Origin of the sequence: Bradyrhizobium sp. SSBR45G, assembly GCF_030159255.1 — a bacterium.
Classification (GTDB): Bacteria; Pseudomonadota; Alphaproteobacteria; order Rhizobiales; family Xanthobacteraceae; genus Bradyrhizobium.
Window position 1 is genome coordinate 73653 of record NZ_BSCT01000011.1, and the last position, 17069, is coordinate 90721.

14 protein-coding genes are annotated in these 17069 nt (G+C 66.1%); 5 read left to right on the forward strand and 9 right to left on the reverse strand.

Annotated features, from left to right (window positions below):
• Positions 1-4: 4 nt before the first annotated feature.
• The 3 genes from sseA to QQL87_RS15705 form a co-directional block, all read right to left on the reverse strand.
• The gene (gene sseA, locus QQL87_RS15695) at positions 5-862 is read right to left on the reverse strand and encodes a 3-mercaptopyruvate sulfurtransferase (protein ID WP_284419809.1); all 858 of its coding nucleotides are present in this window, start codon (positions 860-862) and stop codon (positions 5-7) included.
• A gap of 111 nt (positions 863-973) precedes the next feature.
• Positions 974-1387: a rhodanese-like domain-containing protein gene (locus tag QQL87_RS15700; protein ID WP_284419807.1), complete on the reverse strand. Its 414-nt coding sequence runs from the start codon at positions 1385-1387 to the stop codon at positions 974-976.
• Positions 1388-1459: 72 nt separating this feature from the next.
• Entirely contained in the window at positions 1460-2635 is a 1176-nt protein-coding gene (locus QQL87_RS15705; protein ID WP_284419805.1) for a vWA domain-containing protein, read from the reverse strand.
• Positions 2636-2752: 117 nt separating this feature from the next.
• On the opposite strand from QQL87_RS15705, the gene QQL87_RS15710 reads away from it, so the two are divergent.
• Entirely contained in the window at positions 2753-2998 is a 246-nt protein-coding gene (locus QQL87_RS15710; protein ID WP_284419803.1) for a GlsB/YeaQ/YmgE family stress response membrane protein, read from the forward strand.
• 98 nt (positions 2999-3096) lie between these two features.
• The gene (locus QQL87_RS15715) at positions 3097-3939 is read left to right on the forward strand and encodes an AAA family ATPase (protein WP_284419802.1); all 843 of its coding nucleotides are present in this window, start codon (positions 3097-3099) and stop codon (positions 3937-3939) included.
• 41 nt (positions 3940-3980) lie between these two features.
• On the opposite strand, the gene QQL87_RS15720 is transcribed toward QQL87_RS15715, so the two are convergent.
• The gene (locus tag QQL87_RS15720; RefSeq protein ID WP_284419801.1) at positions 3981-4364 is read right to left on the reverse strand and encodes a response regulator; all 384 of its coding nucleotides are present in this window, start codon (positions 4362-4364) and stop codon (positions 3981-3983) included.
• Entirely contained in the window at positions 4357-5796 is a 1440-nt protein-coding gene (locus tag QQL87_RS15725; protein ID WP_284419799.1) for a sensor histidine kinase, read from the reverse strand. The genes QQL87_RS15720 and QQL87_RS15725 overlap by 8 nt, the downstream gene beginning before the upstream one ends.
• A gap of 272 nt (positions 5797-6068) precedes the next feature.
• Between QQL87_RS15725 and QQL87_RS15730 the strand changes: the two genes are divergently transcribed.
• The gene (locus QQL87_RS15730; RefSeq protein ID WP_284419798.1) at positions 6069-7586 is read left to right on the forward strand and encodes a helicase HerA domain-containing protein; all 1518 of its coding nucleotides are present in this window, start codon (positions 6069-6071) and stop codon (positions 7584-7586) included.
• Between the two features lie 45 nt (positions 7587-7631).
• Here the strand turns inward: QQL87_RS15730 and QQL87_RS15735 are convergent, their stop codons facing one another.
• Complete coding sequence (locus tag QQL87_RS15735; RefSeq protein ID WP_284419797.1) at positions 7632-9761, reverse strand: phosphocholine-specific phospholipase C; 2130 nt, start codon at positions 9759-9761, stop codon at positions 7632-7634.
• 243 nt (positions 9762-10004) lie between these two features.
• Between QQL87_RS15735 and QQL87_RS15740 the strand changes: the two genes are divergently transcribed.
• Entirely contained in the window at positions 10005-11597 is a 1593-nt protein-coding gene (locus QQL87_RS15740) for an ATP-binding protein (protein ID WP_502871176.1), read from the forward strand.
• A gap of 715 nt (positions 11598-12312) precedes the next feature.
• Here the strand turns inward: QQL87_RS15740 and QQL87_RS15745 are convergent.
• Both QQL87_RS15745 and QQL87_RS15750 read right to left on the reverse strand, forming a co-directional pair.
• Positions 12313-12549 (reverse strand): helix-turn-helix domain-containing protein, encoded by a 237-nt coding sequence (locus QQL87_RS15745; RefSeq protein ID WP_284419795.1) that lies wholly within the window; start codon positions 12547-12549, stop codon positions 12313-12315.
• Between the two features lie 42 nt (positions 12550-12591).
• A complete protein-coding gene (locus tag QQL87_RS15750) occupies positions 12592-13185 on the reverse strand; it encodes a DUF2975 domain-containing protein (RefSeq protein WP_284419794.1) in 594 nt (197 codons plus the stop codon).
• A gap of 322 nt (positions 13186-13507) precedes the next feature.
• Between QQL87_RS15750 and QQL87_RS15755 the strand changes: the two genes are divergently transcribed.
• Positions 13508-15865 carry an LPS-assembly protein LptD gene (locus tag QQL87_RS15755; RefSeq protein WP_502871180.1) on the forward strand — a complete coding sequence of 786 codons (2358 nt, stop codon included), beginning with the start codon at positions 13508-13510 and terminating at the stop codon, positions 15863-15865.
• On the opposite strand, the gene QQL87_RS15760 is transcribed toward QQL87_RS15755, so the two are convergent.
• Positions 15862-17049, reverse strand: coding sequence for a cytochrome P450 (locus QQL87_RS15760; protein ID WP_284419792.1), 1188 nt, complete (start codon positions 17047-17049; stop codon positions 15862-15864). The genes QQL87_RS15755 and QQL87_RS15760 overlap by 4 nt on opposite strands.
• Between the last annotated feature and the right edge of the window lie 20 nt (positions 17050-17069).

Here is a 17069-nt window from a genome sequence, read left to right on the forward strand (position 1 = left end):
CGGATCAGGCCGGCCCGGTCGCAACCGGCGGGCCGTTCTCGACACCCCATTCCGACCAGGAGCCGTCATAGAGCGCGGTGTCGCGGGTGCCGAGGCGATACAGCGCCAGCGTCAAGACGGCCGCCGATACGCCGGAGCCGCAGGAGGTCACGATCGGCTTCGCGAGATCAACTCCGGCCGCGCTGAATGCCTTGCGCAGATCCTCGAGCGGCTTCATCACGCCGGTCGCGGCGTCGAACAGCTCCGCATAAGGCAGATTGCGGCTGCCGGGAATGTGGCCGGACCGCAGGCCGGGCCTGGGCTCGGCCACCTCGCCTGCGAAACGCGGCGCCTGGCGGGCATCGATCACCTGCTCGGCGCCGCCAACGAGATTGGCAACCATCTGCTCGATCTTGCGCACCCGCGCGGCGTCGAATCGCGCGCTGAAGCTGCCTGGCGCCGGCGTCACCTGGCCGCTGTCGACCGGGCGTCCCTCGGCGATCCACTTCTTCAGACCACCGTCAAGAACGCGCACGTCGGCGTGGCCGAACGACAGGAACATCCACCACGCGCGCGGGGCTGCGATCCAGCCACCGGAATCATAGACCACCACCGTATCGCCGTTGCTGACGCCGAGCCGGCCTGCATCGCGGCCGAACTGCTCCGCGCTCGGATACATGTGCGGCAGCGGGTTGGAGTGGTCCGAGACCTCATCGACATCGAAAAACGCTGCGCCGGGAATGTGCGCCTTGAGATAGTCGTCCTTCGGCAGCGGCAGCACGCCGGGCATCTTGAAGGTCGCGTCGAGCACCCTGACCTTGGGATCGCCGAGATGAGCGGCGAGCCAGTCGGTGGAGACGAGCGGGTCGTCAGCGTTGGTCATCTGCGAAAACTCCAAGCATCACATTCAGGCGTCATCGCCGGACCTGATCCGGCGATCCACCTTGTCGAAGCGATGGACACGCGGGTCAAGCCCGCCTGTGACGAACAAGTCTCAATCCTTCTTCTTCGGCGCCCACGCCTCGACCGGGCCGCCGGCCTCGCGCCACGCCGCGAAGCCGCCGCCGATATGGGCCACCGGCTTCAGGCCCATGTCCTGCGCGGTCTTGGCCGCCAGCGCCGAGCGCAGGCCGCCGGCGCAGTGGAAGATGAAGGTCTTGTCCTGCTGAAAGACCGGCTTGGCGTAAGGGCTCTGCGGATCGATCCAGAACTCCAGCATGCCGCGGGTGCAGGAGAACGCGCCGGGGATCCTGCCCTCGCGCTCGATCTCGCGCGGATCGCGGATATCTACGATCACGACGTCGTCACGCTTGGCCGCCTCGATCGCGTCGGCCGCGGACAGCGTCTCGATTTCGGCATTGGCCTCGTCGATCAGCGCCTTGATGCCGCGGGTGATGGTCTGGGGCATGTCCTCGTCCTCGGTGTCGTTGTGCGGTCATTCCGGGGCAGCTTGCAGACCCAGCGAAAGGACGCGCGCGCCTTACCTCACCAGCTCCTTCATCGCCGCTTCCAGCCCCTCGATCGTGATCGGATACATGCGCTCGGAGAAGATGCGGCGGATCAGGGTGGTGGACTCGGAATAATCCCAGTGCTTCTGCGCCACCGGATTGAGCCACACCGCATGCGGATAGGTGCGGATGACGCGGTCGAGCCAGACCGATCCCGGCTCCTCGTTGACGTGCTCGACCGAGCCGCCGGGCACCATGATCTCGTAAGGCGACATCGAGGCGTCACCGACGAACACGACCTTGTAGTCGTGCGGATATTTGTGCAGCACGTCCCAGGTCGGCGTGCGGTCGGAAAAGCGCCGCTTGTTCTGCTTCCACACGCCCTCATAGAGGCAGTTGTGGAAGTAGAAATATTCCATGTGCTTGAATTCGCTTTTCGCGGCGGAGAATAGCTCCTCGACCTGGGCGACATGGGAATCCATCGAGCCGCCGATGTCGAAGAACACCAGCACCTTCACCGCATTGCGTCGCTCGGGCCGCATGTGGACGTCGAGATAGCCGTGGTTCGCGGTCTCGCGGATGGTGGTGTCGAGATCGAGTTCGTCAGGCGCGCCGGTACGGGCGAATTTGCGCAGGCGGCGCAGCGCCACCTTGATGTTGCGGATGCCGAGCTCGACATTGCCGTCGAGATCCTTGAACTCGCGGCGGTCCCACACCTTCACGGCGCGATTGTTGCGGTTCTTGTCCTGGCCGATCCGGACGCCTTCCGGGTTATAGCCATAGGCGCCGAACGGCGAGGTGCCGGCCGTGCCGATCCATTTGCTGCCACCCTGATGTCGCCCCTTCTGCTCCTCCAGGCGCTTCTTCAAGGTCTCCATGAGCTTGTCCCAGCCCATGGCCTCGATCTCTTTCTTTTCCTCCTCCGTGAGGTATTTCTCGGCCAGCTTCTTCAGCCATTCCTCGGGGATCTCGGCCTTCTCCATCGCGTCGAGTAGGTTCTCCAGCCCCTTGAACACGGTGCCAAACACCCGATCGAACTTGTCGAGATTGCGCTCGTCCTTCACCAGCGCCGTCCGCGACAGATAGTAGAAGTTCTCGACCGAATGCTCGGCGAGATCGGCGTCAACGGCCTCCATCAGCGTGAGATATTCACGTAAGGAGACCGGGACCTGCGCGTCGCGCAGTGCTGTGAAGAATTGCAGGAACATGCCCATTAGATCGCGCGGCCGGGAGGGCGCGTCAAGGGCCGCGCCCCGCGCGGCGGCCTGGACCGGCCGGCTTTTTGCTCTACAATCCCCGGGAACAACAGTGGAATGGGGGCTTTCATGGGTATCATTGCGGCACTGATCATCGGCGCGATCGCCGGATGGCTGGCCGGGCTGATCGTGCGCGGCGCCGGTTTTGGCCTGATCGGCAACATGGTCATTGGCATCATCGGCGCGCTGGTCGCGAGCTACGTGCTGCCGGCGCTGCACATTGCGCTCGCCAGCGGCACCTTAGGGGCCATCCTGGACGCCACGGTCGGCGCCGTCATCGTGCTCGTGATCCTTTCGCTGATCCGGCGCGCTTGATTATTTCTCCTTCCAATGGCAGCCATCATATCAAAGCCGCAACGGCCATTGCCGCTGCGTAGCCACTCAACACAAGTTCGACCGACAAGCGAGGCGCGATGAAATTTACCGGCACCCAGGACTACGTCGCCACCGACGACCTCAAAGTGGCCGTCAACGCGGCGATCGTGCTCGAGCGCCCGCTGCTGGTGAAGGGCGAGCCCGGCACCGGCAAGACCGTGCTGGCCGAAGAAGTCGCGAAAGCTGTCAACGCGCCGCTGCTTACCTGGCACATCAAGTCGACCACCAAGGCGCAGCAGGGCCTCTATGAATACGACGCCGTGTCGCGGCTGCGCGACAGCCAGCTCGGCGACAGCAGGGTCTCCGACATCAAGAACTACATCAAGCGCGGCAAGCTGTGGGAGGCCTTCACCGCGCCGCAGCGCCCGGTGCTGCTGATCGACGAGATCGACAAGGCCGACATCGAATTCCCGAACGACCTCCTGCTGGAGCTCGACCGGATGGAATTCCACGTCTACGAGACCAACGAGACCATCAAGGCCGCGCTGCGTCCGATCGTCATCATCACCTCCAACAACGAGAAGGAACTGCCGGATGCCTTCCTGCGCCGCTGCTTCTTCCACTACATCAAGTTCCCCGATGCCGACACGATGGGCCGCATCGTCGACGTCCACTTCCCGAACATCAAGAAGCGGATGGTCGAGGAGGCGCTGCGCATCTTCTTCGAGGTCCGCGACGTGCCCGGCCTGAAGAAGAAGCCCTCGACCTCGGAGCTGCTCGATTGGCTCAAGCTGCTGCTCAACGAGGACATCGGCCCCGAGCAGTTGCGCGAGCGCGATCCGCGCAAACTGATTCCGCCGCTGCATGGCGCGCTCTTGAAGAACGAGCAGGACGTGCACCTGTTCGAGCGGCTCGCCTTCCTCAGCCGGCGAGAAGTGTGAGTCCTCAGCCTCTCGTCTGGCGGGACTAGGCCGCGGGCGAGTCATTGTCTCGCCCCGGTCTCGACCATGCGTCCGAGCACGCCGATGATGCCTTCGACCGCGATCGGCTTCTCGCAGCGGAGGATGTTCGAGAACCGCCCGGGAATGATGGATTCGTCGTAGCCCGTGGTGAAGACGAAGGGGACGCCGCGTTCGATCAGCAGGTCAGCCACCGGGAACGCCATCTCGCCGCGCAGATTGACGTCGAGCACGGCGCCCTCGATCAGCCCCTCGCGCTCGATCAGCACGAGGGCATCCGCAACGGTTCCGACCGGTCCCAGAACCGTTGCGCCGGCCTCGCCGAGTTCGCAGCGCAGCTCATCGGCCAGCATGTATTCGTCCTCGATGATGAGGATATGACGATCACGCAGCGGGCGTTCAGGCATGGCCCTCGAGCTCCAGTGTGGCGAGTGAAACGGGGATCGAAATCGTGCAGCTGACACCGCCGGGGGCGAACTTATAGGAGGTCCTGGCGCTGAGCTGATAGGGCAAGGCCAGCTCGATCAGCTCGCGTCCCTGCCCCGTGCCGCCGGGCACGACGCCGGGAGGCGGCATGTCGACGCCGCTCTCGCGCCATTCGATGTGCAGCCAGGGTCTCTGGCCCGCGCCGGCGCGCTCGAGCGACCAGACCACTGCGAGCCGGCCCGAGGGCTGCGCCAGCGCGCCATATTTCACGGCGTTGGTGGCGAGCTCATGGATTGCCATTGCAAGCATCTGCACGGTCGACGACCGCAGCCTCACCCCCGCTGGACCGCCGAGCCTGACGCGCTCGGACGTTCCGGCAACCGCGGACAGTTCGCTGCGGATCAGATCGTCGAACGTGACCCGGTCGTGCTCCTTGAGGCGCGACAGCAGGCCCTGCACACGCGACAGCGTATCGAGCCGGTCACGAAAGCGGGCGCGGAAGTCGGTGAGATCGGCGCTCGCGCGGGCCGTCTTGTCGGCCATCGAACGAACGACGCCCAACAGGTTGCGGGTGCGATGCTGCAGCTCGGCCACCAGCACCGTCTGCCGCTCCTCCCACTCGCGCCGCTCGGTGACGTCGATCATCGCGCCCGTCATGCGGGTCGCCCGCCCGGCCTCGTCGTAGAAGAAGCGGCCGCGGCCATACAGCCAGCGCACGCTGCGATTAGGATGGATGACGCGAAACTCGCGCGCATAGTCCTCGCGCAGATCCATCGCCCGCCGCAGCGCCGCCTCGGTTTCGGCCCGGTCCTCTGGGTGAAGACGCGCCGTCCAGGCTTCGTAGCTCGGGGCCACTTCTCCAACGTCATAGCCTTCCATGCGGAAATGCTCGTCCGACCAATAGACCTCGCCGGTTGTGACGTTCCAGTCCCATAGACCCAGCCGCCCGACCTCGACCGCGCTGCGCAGCCGCTCCTCGCTCTTGCGCAATGCCTGTTCAGCCAGCTTCTGCTCGGTGATGTCGCGCGCTGCGCCGAACCATTCGAGGACGGTGCCATCGCCAGCCAGCATGGGAACGGCGCGCGAATGCGCCCAGCCAAGCGTGCCGTCGACCCTGATGACGCGGTGCTCCAACTCGAACACGCTCTTCGCCGCAATGGCCCTGCTGACGGCCGCCAGCACCTGCGGCTGGTCGTCGGGAGGGACGTACTTCGTTAGCCAGCGCTGGCTCGGGGTCATCGTATCAGCGATGAAATCCTTGCCCTGGAGATAGCGCATCTCGCTCCAGTCCGGGCTCATGCAATAGACGACGTCGAAGCTCGCGGTCACGAAGGCGCGGAAACGCTCCTCGCTGGCGCGCAGACGCTCCATCGCGTCGGCGCCCTGCAGGACGTCGGCCCGGGGCTCGAGCATCTGCGTGTCCGCGCGGACGGCGTCCGAATGCTCATTCACTCGCTGCCCCTTTTTTTGCATCGTATCGTCAAACGTAAGGTTGCGCCAAGCACCGCGACTTCCTTGTCGACAAGCGGCTTCGGTGGAACCGGCGGCAGTCTCGAAGTTCCATATTGCGGGAAATCATCCACAGCCGATCCTGAACACGGGACAAACGGGCAGGAATGCTCGACGCGACGGCCTCGGCTTGTTAAGCGGCCGGCTCTGCGACAGGCGCGTATGAGTCGGGGCACATGACGGTTGCAATCGAGATGGGGCAGACGGCGGCGGGATCGCCTGCGGCCCTGGACCTCGAAGAACTCCTGGCGACCCGCCTCCTCGTGCAGGGCAATTCCGGCTCCGGCAAATCGCATCTGCTGCGCCGGCTGCTGGAGCAGAGCGCGCCCTGGGTGCAGCAGACGATCATCGATCCCGAGGGCGATTTCGTCACCTTGGCGGAGCGATTCGGCCATCTCGTCATCGCGGCCGAGGACCACACCGAGCGCGCACTGCAGGTCGCCGGCGAGCGGGCGCGGATCCATCGCGTCTCCACGGTGCTCAACCTCGAGGGCCTCGACGCCGAGAACCAGATGCGGCGCGCGGCCGCCTTCCTCAACGGCCTGTTCGAAATCTCGCGCGACCACTGGTATCCGATGCTGGTCGTGGTCGACGAAGCCCAGCTGTTCGCTCCCGCCGTGGCCGGCGAAGTGTCCGACGAGGCGCGCAAGGCCTCGCTCGGTGCGATGACCAACCTGATGTGCCGCGGCCGCAAACGCGGGCTGGCGGGGGTGATCGCGACGCAGCGGCTGGCGAAGCTTGCCAAGAACGTCGCGGCCGAGGCCTCGAACTTTCTCATGGGCCGCACCTTCCTCGACATCGACATGGCCCGCGCCGCCGACCTGCTCGGCATGGAGCGACGCCAGGCCGAGGCGTTTCGCGACCTCGAGCGCGGCCAGTTCATGGCGCTCGGACCGGCGCTGTCGCGCCGGCCGCTCGGCTTGCGCATCGGCCCGACCGACACCAAGCCGCGCAATGCGACGCCGCGGCTGACGCCGCTGCCGGAGGCCTCGCTCGAGGACGCCCGCGCGGTGATCCTCGCCGCGCCGCCGCCCGAGACCACCGCGCGGCCGCAGCGCAAGCCGCAGCCCGAGCTGCTCGACCAGCTGATCGCGGCGAAATCCGCCGCGCTCGAGCTGCGCCCCGAGCCGCCGCCTCCGGAGGTCAGCGAGGAGGAACTCGCCGAGCGCCGCGCCCGCGTCGAGCGGGTGCTGCGCGCGGTGCTGGCCGAGCCCGACGCCGGCTTCCGCGCCGTCGGCGTGCTCTACCAGGAGTTCGTCGTCCGCTGCCGCATCGAGGGGCTCGGCACGGCCGTACCCGATCTCAACGACTTCCGCCGCATGCTGACCCGCGCCCGCGCCGGCCTCGGCGGCGACGCAGCCTCCGACGACGCCGGCTGGCAGGACGTCAGCTTGCGCGCCTCGCTGCTGCCGGAGGACATGCAGGGCGTGTTCATGATGATCGCCCGCGCCGCCAAGGATGGCCGTCCCTGCCCGAGCGATGCCGCCATCGCCCGCGCCTATGGCTCGCATTCGCTGCGCCGGGCGCAGCGGCTGCTGACCTATATCGAGGACCAGGGGCTGATCGTCTGCCAGCTCGACGGCACCGGGCGACGCATCATCACCCTGGTCGAGCTCGCCTGGGCCACCGCCCCCGGCGATCCCAATGCGGATGACACGTCGAACGAACAAGGTCTCGTTGCATCCTCGTCGTAAGGATGCGCCCGGATCGCTCCGGACGCATCGTGTTTTTGTCCGCGATCAGGTCGCGGCAATCCTGCCCATCGCCGGATCGCTGATGCTCGGCCGGCCGTTCTCGACATGGCCTGCGAACTGCCAGTTGAAGCCGGCATCGGTATCAGCGGTCACGGCGAGGTCGTACCAGCCGTGGGTCTGCTGCAGACGGGCCTGTGTCTCCAGCCGCTGGCCACGCTGCAGGCGATGCCGCTCGCTGCGTCCCGTATAGTTGTCGGTCAGCGTCACGATGCAGGTCGCACCCTTGTTGGTCAGCGCGATCGCGAGGCTGCGCGTGTCGTCGCCGCCGTCCCAATCGCAGACGTGGACGGTATCGACGTCGATCAGCGCGGCTGTCGTGGCGACGCCGCCCTTGAAGTGGCGGAAGAAGCCGTTCGGCCCGTACACCGACAGATCATACTGGCCGGCGCTGGCGGCGAGGTCCCACACGCCGGTCAGCGACTTGCCGGCCTCGACCGTGTAGCTCCACGGGCCGGTCGCGGTGTTGCCGGAGCGAACGTGGAAGCAGACGCCGGCCCGGCCAGGATTCACGAAGCGGATCGAGAACGTCTTCTGCGCCGCGTCGGCATCGCCATCGACCCGGAGATCGTAGGGCAGCGCGCGCGCCGGACGGATGCCCGGCTCCTGCGGCGGCAGGACCTGCTTGGCCGGCGGCACCGGGTGATAGTCGTCGAAGCGGGCGCCGGAGGTGATGTCCGCCACCGGCGGCTTGTAGCCGACCGTGCTCGGGAGCGGCGCCATGCCTTCGTTGGGCGATGCAAAGTTGAACGCCGAGGTGAGATCGCCGCACACCGCGCGCCGCCACGCCGGGATGTTGGTCTCGAACAGATCGGGCGCCTTGTGATGGAAGCGCCGCTCGATGAAGCGGATCACCGAGGTGTGGTCGAAGACCTCAGAGCAGACGTAGCCGCCGCGCGACCATGGCGACACCACCATCATCGGCACGCGCACGCCGAGCCCATAGGGACCGGCGAGATGATTCGCGTCACCGGCGAACAAATCGGTGCTGACATCGACGGTCGACTGTCCCCAAGACTGCGACATCGCCGGATACGGACCGACGACGTGATCGAAGAAGCCGCCGCCCTCGTCGTAGTTGATGAGCAGCGCCGTCTTGCTCCACAGCTCCGGATTCGACGTCAGGATGTCGAGCACCTTGGAGATGTACCAGGCGCCTGGCCCCGGCAGCCAGTTCGGATGCTCGCTGAACGCTTCCGGAGCTGCGATCCACGACACCTGCGGCAGCGTGCCGTTGCGGACGTCGTTGCGCAGCCCGTCGAACAGGTTCTCGAATGTGCCGCCATTGGCGATGTTGCTGCCGCGCAGCGCCTTTTCATACAGCGGGCTGCCGGCTTGCGCATTCTGGTACTGGTGAAAGTACAGCAGCGAGTTGTCGCCGTAATTGCCGATCCAGGGATTTTCGGTCCACCCCCAGAAGCCGGCCGCGGTCAGTCCGACGCCGATGTCCTGATAGACCTTCCAGGAGATGCCGGCCTTCTCCAGCCGCTCCGGGAACGTGGTCCAATCGTAGCCGGCCTCGGCATTGGTGATGACCGGGCCGCCGTTCTTGCCGTCATTGCCGTCCCAGCCGGTCCACAGATAATAGCGGTTGGGATCGGTCGGTCCCATCACCGAGCAGAAATACTGATCGCACACCGTGAACGCATCAGCCAGCGCGTAGTGCCAGGGCAGATCCTGCCGGTTCATGCAGGTCATCGTCGTGGTGCCCTTGTTGGCGATCCACTTGTCGTAATGGCCGTTGTTCCAGGCCTTCTGGCCATCGTTCCAGCCATGGGCTACGTCCTCGACATAGACCGAGCCGGCATTGTCGACGCGGAACGGCATCACCGAGCCCGTGCCGCTCGGCTGCTGCCATACCGGATTGCCGTTCGGCAGCTTGACGGCGCGCGGATCGTTGAAGCCGCGCACGCCGCGCATGGCGCCGAAATAATGATCGAAGGCGCGGTTCTCCTGCATCAGCACCACGATGTGCTTGACGTCCTCGATGCTGCCGTGGCGGTTGAACGCCGGAATCGCATGCGCGCGCTCGATGCTCTGGCCCAGCGCCGCAGTGGCCGCCGAGGCTCCGAGCAGCCGCAGGAACTCGCGCCGGTTGTGCGCGATCGGGTTCGACATCTCGTTCACTCCCCTGGTGATGACGATGTCGAGCGGCTTAGGTGGCAGCGTTAACAGCCGCGTGACCGGGCGGTTAAGGATGTGTGGCAAGGCTTTGACAACGGTCCTGGGAGCGGCCTTCGCTGGAAGAGCCATGGCCCTTGCGCCAGGGGCGAAAAGCTGAATGATCCTTTTGTTTTGAGGCGACGAGAGGCCGGGCTGGCCCCGGGGTCGGTGCGTTGCGTTGTTGAGGATGGTTTGCAAATGCCGACGTTGACGGTGCAAGCGGCGGGCCTGCCGGAGACGCCGGGTTGGTTCTGGCTGTATGCCGTGTCCAACGCACTCATCGCCTGCGCCTTCTTCACGATCTCCGCCGTCATCGCTCTGTACCTGTGGCGACGCTGGAGGGACGTCATGTTCCGCGGCGCCCTGGCCGCCCTCGGGGTCTTCGTGGCGCTGTTCGGCCTCACGCGTCTGCTCTCGATCCTCGATCCCGGGCTTTTGGACGCCAGGACGGAGAGCCTCGTCTATGCCCTGCTCGCCTTGATCTCGGTCGTGGTCATCGCGGCCATGATCAGGATGCTGCGCCAGATCCTGGTGCTGCCGACCCGGATCGTGCTGCAGAAGGCGTATGCGCAGCTCGAGGAGGAAATCCGGCAGCGCCGCGCCGCCGAGGCCATGGTCCAGCGATTCCAGGAGATCGAGGCCAACGAGGCGCAGGTCCGCCAGGCGCAGAAGATGGAGGCGATCGGGCAGTTGACCGGCGGCGTCGCGCACGACTTCAACAACATCCTGACCGTCATCACCGGGACGATCGAGATCCTCGCCGACGCGGTCAAGGACAAGCCGCAGCTCGCCGGCATCGCCAGCATGATCAGCGCCGCCGCCGAGCGCGGCGCCGACCTGACGCGGCACCTGCTCGCCTTCTCCCGCCGCCAGCCGCTGCAGCCGCGCGCGACCGACGTCAATGCTCTCGTCGTCGACGCCGGCCGCCTGCTGCGCCCGACGCTCGGCGAGCAGATCGAGATCGAATCGATGCTCGCTTACGACAGCGCGCCGGCGCTGATCGATCCGAGCCAGCTCTCGACCGCAATCCTCAATTTGGCACTCAACGCGCGCGATGCGATGCCCGACGGCGGCAAGCTCACGCTGGAGACCAAGAACGTCACGCTCGACGAGGACTATGCGCGGCTCAACCGCGAGGCCAAGCCGGGCAACTATGTCATGATCGCGGTGAGCGACACCGGCCAAGGCATTGCAGCCCAGTTGATCGACAAGGTGTTCGAGCCGTTCTTCACCACCAAGGACGTCGGCAAGGGCTCGGGCCTCGGGCTCAGCATGGTCTACGGCTTCGTCAAGCAGTCCAATGGCCACGTCAAGATCTACAGCGAGGAAGGCCACGGCACGACCGTGAAGCTCTATCTGCCGCGGGCCGCGAGCGCGCCGCAGCTGCCGGCCGCCGAGACCAGCCGCCCGGCCGTGGCGCGGGGCGACGAGACCATCCTGATCGTCGAGGACGATGCGCTGGTGCGCGACTACGTCGTCGCCCAGGTCCGCCGGCTCGGCTATCGCACCCTTGCCGCGAGCAATGCCGCCGAGGGCCTCGCACTGATCGACAGCCCCGAGCGCATCGACCTGCTGTTCACCGACGTCATCATCCCCGGCGGCAAGAACGGCCGCCAGCTCGCCATCGAGGCCGAGAAGCGCCGCCCCGGGCTGAAGGTGCTCTATACGTCGGGCTACACGGAGAACGCGATCGTGCATCACGGCCGTCTCGATGCCGACGTTCTGCTGCTCGCCAAGCCGTATGTCAGCGCGGATCTCGCGCGCATGATCCGGACCGCGCTGGAGGCGTGAGGCGGGCTGCGGCGCTCCGTGATTTGCCACGATGCGCGCCCCATTCTCACTGTCGTCCCGGCCTTGAGCCGGGACCCATACGCCGCGGCGGATGTGGCCGGGCGAGATGGATCGGCCATCGTGCCCCACACTGCTCCCTGGGGTTATGGGTCCCGGCTCAAGGCCGGGACGACACCGGAGGGTTCGGCTCGCACCTTCCATCCCGCCGCTCGATACAAATCATCGCCTTCCCGCGGCACATCGTGCCCGAGTGATACAGCGATCATGTCCCTCCTGAATCACGAGAGGGCGCGGGGAAGGCCGGGAGCCTGCCGCCCCCATGGCCCGCCTGCAGAAGAAAAATGCAGGCGGCAGTCACCACAGGTTCGGCCAGAACATCCCGGCCTTCCCCGCGCGATGGTGCTACGGTGTCCTTCGTGCTCTCCCTGGGGATCGGCGTTCTTGCCCCCATCGCCCGCGCGAGCCGTCACAGCTTCACTCGCGAACTTGACCTCAGCGTCGAGAGGCCAGGACCACACGACTTCGCCGTCCGCAACGCCTGCGCTCGTCTGGCACAGCCGTCACGTCCATCGCAGCCCGCCTCCACGTTCGTGACGACGCGTACGTCCCTCTGCACGAGGCGGGTTGCGCAGAGATAAGCACGAATTCCGAAAAACAGCAAGATCATTCTTTTTGCACGCAGAGGCACCGGTGACGCCCCGGCGCGCGAGCGGTGTCACCCCGCGAGGCGCTGCGGCTCCTCGGCGCCGTCGGGCCTGTATTCGAGGATGTCGCCCGGCTGGCAGCGCAGCACGTCGCAGATCTTCTCCAGCGTATCGAAGCGGACGCCGCGCACCTTGCCCGACTTCAGCAGCGAGACGTTCTGCTCGGTGATGCCGATGCGCTCGGCGAGCTCCCTGGAGCGCATCTTGCGCCGGGCCAGCATGATGTCGAGATTGACGATGATCGGCATGGGTCAAACGATCTTCTCAAACGATCTTCTCAAACGAACTTCTCAAACGATCCTGGCGTGGTCGTCGGCGAGCTCGGCTGCGGCCTTGAAGATCAGCGCGAGCGCGGTGACGAACAGGGAGAACAGGATGCGCAGCAGATCGCCGGGCACAATGGTCTGAAAGGTCAGCAAGGTCGAGAGCGGCAGCTGCACGTGGCTCGTCAGCACGAACAGGCCGATTTTCCGCACCATGACGTCGGCTGCGACCGCGGCCAGCCCGCTGACACCGACGCGACGCATCCAGATCGCCGCATCAGCCGCGAAGATCCGCCCCTGCAAATAGGTGCCGAACAGGCGCCAGATGCAAAAACCGACCGCGAGATCGGGAATCCAGACCACCAAGGTCAGAGCCAGAAACCATTCGACCTGCGTCGCCGACAGGCCGGACATGTCGGTCTTCAACGCGTAGCCGAGCGGGCCGATCAGGCCGGCGGGATCGATCGGCAGCCAACGCCACAGGAATGAACCAGGGACCCATACGCTCCAAACCGCCGCAGCGAGCTGGATCGACCGGCACAACCACTTGATCCGGCTGCGCAGCGCCGTCTGCGCAGCAGGGACGTCGTCGAAGGCGGCCTCCGCCGACATCGCGCTCATTGTGGGCTCCCGGTCACAGACCCGCGCCGAACGCGGCCGGCACGCTAGGCTTGCTTTACATTTTTATCGTAAAACGATAAGTTAATCCCGTCAATGAAGGAGCCACAGTTTGCACCAGCGCGCAAAAAAGCCACCAGCGCGGCGCAAGTTGCTACCTTCCGGCCTCGTGAGCGATGTCCTGCGTGAATCCATGTCGAAGCGTCCCATCACGGAGCCCGCTGCGGTGACCGACTGCAGCTTTCGTGGCCCCCGAACGGCGTACACGCCCTCGCCCCGCATGCGGTCCCGCACGATGAGCCACGCTGCGCTCGCCCTGTGTGTCATGCTGGCCGCCGGCGCGATGATGCCGTCGCCCGCCGCCGCGCAGAGCTTCACCTACAACACGCGCCCGCCGAAGGCGCCGTCGCCGCGCGTCGCCAACGACAACCAGATGCTGGTCCAGGCGACCACCGTCGAATACGACACCAACAATTCGCGCGTGTCGGCGGTCGGCAACGTGCAACTGTTCTACAACGGCACCTCGGTCGAGGCCGACCGGGTGATCTACGACCAGAAGACCAAGCGGCTGCATGCGGAAGGCAACATCCGCATGACCGATGCCGACGGCAAGATCACCTATGCCAACAGCCTCGACCTGGCGGACGACTATCGCGACGGCTTCGTCGATTCGCTGCGGGTCGAGACCGAGGACCAGACGCGGATGGCGGCAACCCGCGCCGACCGTTCCAAGGGCAACACCACGGTGTTCGAGAACGGCGTCTACACCGCCTGCGCGCCGTGCCGGGACGATCCGAAGAAGCCGCCGCTGTGGCAGGTCAAGGGTGCGCGCATCATCCACGACCAGACCGAGAAGATGCTGTATTTCGAGAACGCCCAGCTCGAAATGTTCGGCGTCCCGCTCGCCTACATCCCGTATTTCTCGACGCCCGATCCGACGGTCAAGCGCAAGAGCGGCTTCCTGATGCCGGGCTTCAGCCAGGCGACCGGCTACGGCGTCGGCGTCGACATTCCCTACTACTGGGCGATCGACGGGAGTTACGACGCGACCTTCACGCCGCGCCTCACCTCCAAACAGGGCGTGCTGCTGCAGACCGAGTTCCGCCAGCGCCTGGACGGTGGCAGCTATCAGGTGCGCCTGTACGGCATCGACCAGCTCGATCGCAACGCCTTCGCCGGCCAGCCCGGCGATCGCGAGCTCCGCGGCGGCATCGATACCAAGGGCCAGTTCGCGCTGTCGGACAAATGGACGTTCGGCTGGGACGGCGTCCTGCTGTCCGACTACACGTTCCTGTCGGACTACCGGCTCGCCCAGTACCGCGATCCGTACAACGCGTTCATGACCCTGCCGACGGAGGCGATCTCGCAGCTGTATCTGACCGGGGTCGGCAGCCGCAGCTTCTTCGACCTCCGGGCGATGCACTATCTGAGCTTCTCGGGCAACCAGCAGACGGTGCCGGTCGTCTATCCGGTGCTCGATTATTCGAACGTGCTCGACACCGCCGTGCTCGGCGGCGAGTTCAGCTATAAGACGAATTTCGTCAATCTGAGCCGCGAGCAGGCGGCGTTCGATCCGATCACCACGACGGCCAGCACCACCGGCCTGTGCACCGCCCTGTCGGCCGATCCGGCGGCGCGTCTGCCGGCGCAGTGCCTGCTGCGCGCCACACCCGGCACCTACACGCGCCTGAGTGCGCAAGCGGAGTGGCGGCGCTCATACACCGATCCCCTGGGCCAGATCTGGACGCCGTTCGCGATCCTGCGTGCGGACGCGATCAACGCCAACGTGACGGCGCAGCCCGGCGTCGGCAACTTCCTGCCGACCGGCGACACCCAGGCGCTGCGGCTGATGCCCACCCTGGGCCTCGAATATCGCTACCCGTTCATCAACGTGCAGTCGTGGGGAACGACGACAATCGAACCGATCGCGCAGGTCATGGTGCGGCCGAACGAGGCCTCGGCCGGCCGGCTGCCGAACGAGGACGCCCAGAGCCTGGTGTTCGACGCCAGCAACCTGTTCAGCGTCGACAAGTTCTCCGGCTATGGCCGCGTCGAGGGCGGCGGCCGCGCCAATGTCGGCGTCCAGGCGAGCACGCAGTTCGACCGCGGCGGTACCGTCAGCGGGCTGTTCGGCCAGTCCACCCAGCTGTTCGGGCTGAACTCGTACGGCGTGCAGGACAGCAACAACACCGGCATCGGCTCCGGCCTCGACAAGACCGTCTCCGACTACGTGACGCGGGTAGATTACTCGCCGAACCGCACCTATACGCTCAGCATGCGCAGCCGGCTCGATCAGCAGAGCCTCAACGTCCAGCGCTTCGAAGCCGAGGGCAAGGTCAATTTCGACCGCTGGTCTGCCGCGCTGACCTACGGCAACTACGCCGCCCAGCCGGCGATCGGATATCTCGACCGGCGCGAGGGCCTGCTCGGCAACGGCTCGGTCAAGGTGGCGCAGAACTGGGTGGTGTCCGGCGGCGCGCGGTGGGATCTGGTGGCCAACAAGATGAACCAGTATCTCGTCGGCGCCGGCTATGTCGACGATTGCTTCACCCTGGCCGCGAGCTACGTCACCTCGTCCAACTACGCGGTTGCGGGTGCCGCGCCGCAGATCAACCAGACGGTCATGCTGACCCTGGGGCTGCGCACCATCGGCAACGTCTCGCTGCCCGTGCCGGTCAATTAGCGATCTCGGTGCCGCGTCGCATCCCACGCGACCGGCAGATTGAGCAGGCCGCGGAAGGCCCAGCCACCGATGCGGACCGGCGAGTCTTGCCGGAGCCGCAGACCCTGCAGCCGGGCGAACAGCGTCGGCAGCGCGACGTCGGCGATCATCGCGCGCGACGCCCAGGCGCCGGCGCAGAAATGCGGGCCGGCGCCGAAGGCGATGCTCTTTCCGACGTCGCGGCGGATGTCGAAGCGGTCGGGATCGGGGAAGTGGCTCTCGTCGCGATTGGCCGAGCCGAACATCAGGAACACCCGCTCCTCCGGCTCGAAGGCGACATCGCGGATGCTCCAGGGTTTTGCGATGCGCCGCGGCGACATGCCGATCGGCGAGATCCAGCGCGCATATTCCTCGAACACCTGCAGCCAGCGCACCTCGCCATTCATGGCGACGGCGAGTTGCTCCGGATGCGTCAGCAGCGCCCACACCGTGCCGGCGATCGCGTCGCGCGGCTCGTTCTGGCCGCCTGAAATGGCGAGCTTGATGTTGGCGCGGATGCTCTCCATCGGCATGCCCGAAGCGAGCATGACGCCGAGCAGGCTCTGATTGGGGGTCTTCTCCAGCACCGGCAGCATGTCGTCGATCGCGGCATCGATGCCCGATGTGGCGGCGTTGCAGCGCGCCTCGACCGCGGGGTCACCAGTGTAGTTGGCGATGCCGTCGATCATCGCCTGCGACCACGCGTTCATGTCCTCGAAGCGCATGCTGGTGAGGCCGGTGATCAGCTTCAGGCACTCGGCCGAGAACGGCAGCGCGAAGTCGCGGACGAGATCGACCTCGGCCGTGGGATCGAGCGCGTCGATCAGCCGGTCGGCATGGGACTGGAACTGCGCCAGCCAATTCAACCGCACGGCCCGCGGCGACACCGCGGGCGCGATCGCCTGACGCTCGGCCAGATGCGCCGCGCCGTCCTTGCGCATCATGTTGTGGCCCATCAGCCGGTTCATCAGCCCCTGCGGCTGATGCGAGCTGAACACCTCGATCTGCTTCTCGGACACGAAGATGTCGTCGCGCCGGCACAGCAAGGTGCTGCCGAGCTGCGGCACGAAGGCGATCGGCGCCTCTTTCCGCATCTGCGCCAGCGCCGGATAGGGATCGGCCCAGAACGCGGCCGTGTCGATGTCGAAATGCGGTGCGGTGCTCACGTCTGCTCCTCCCGAACGGG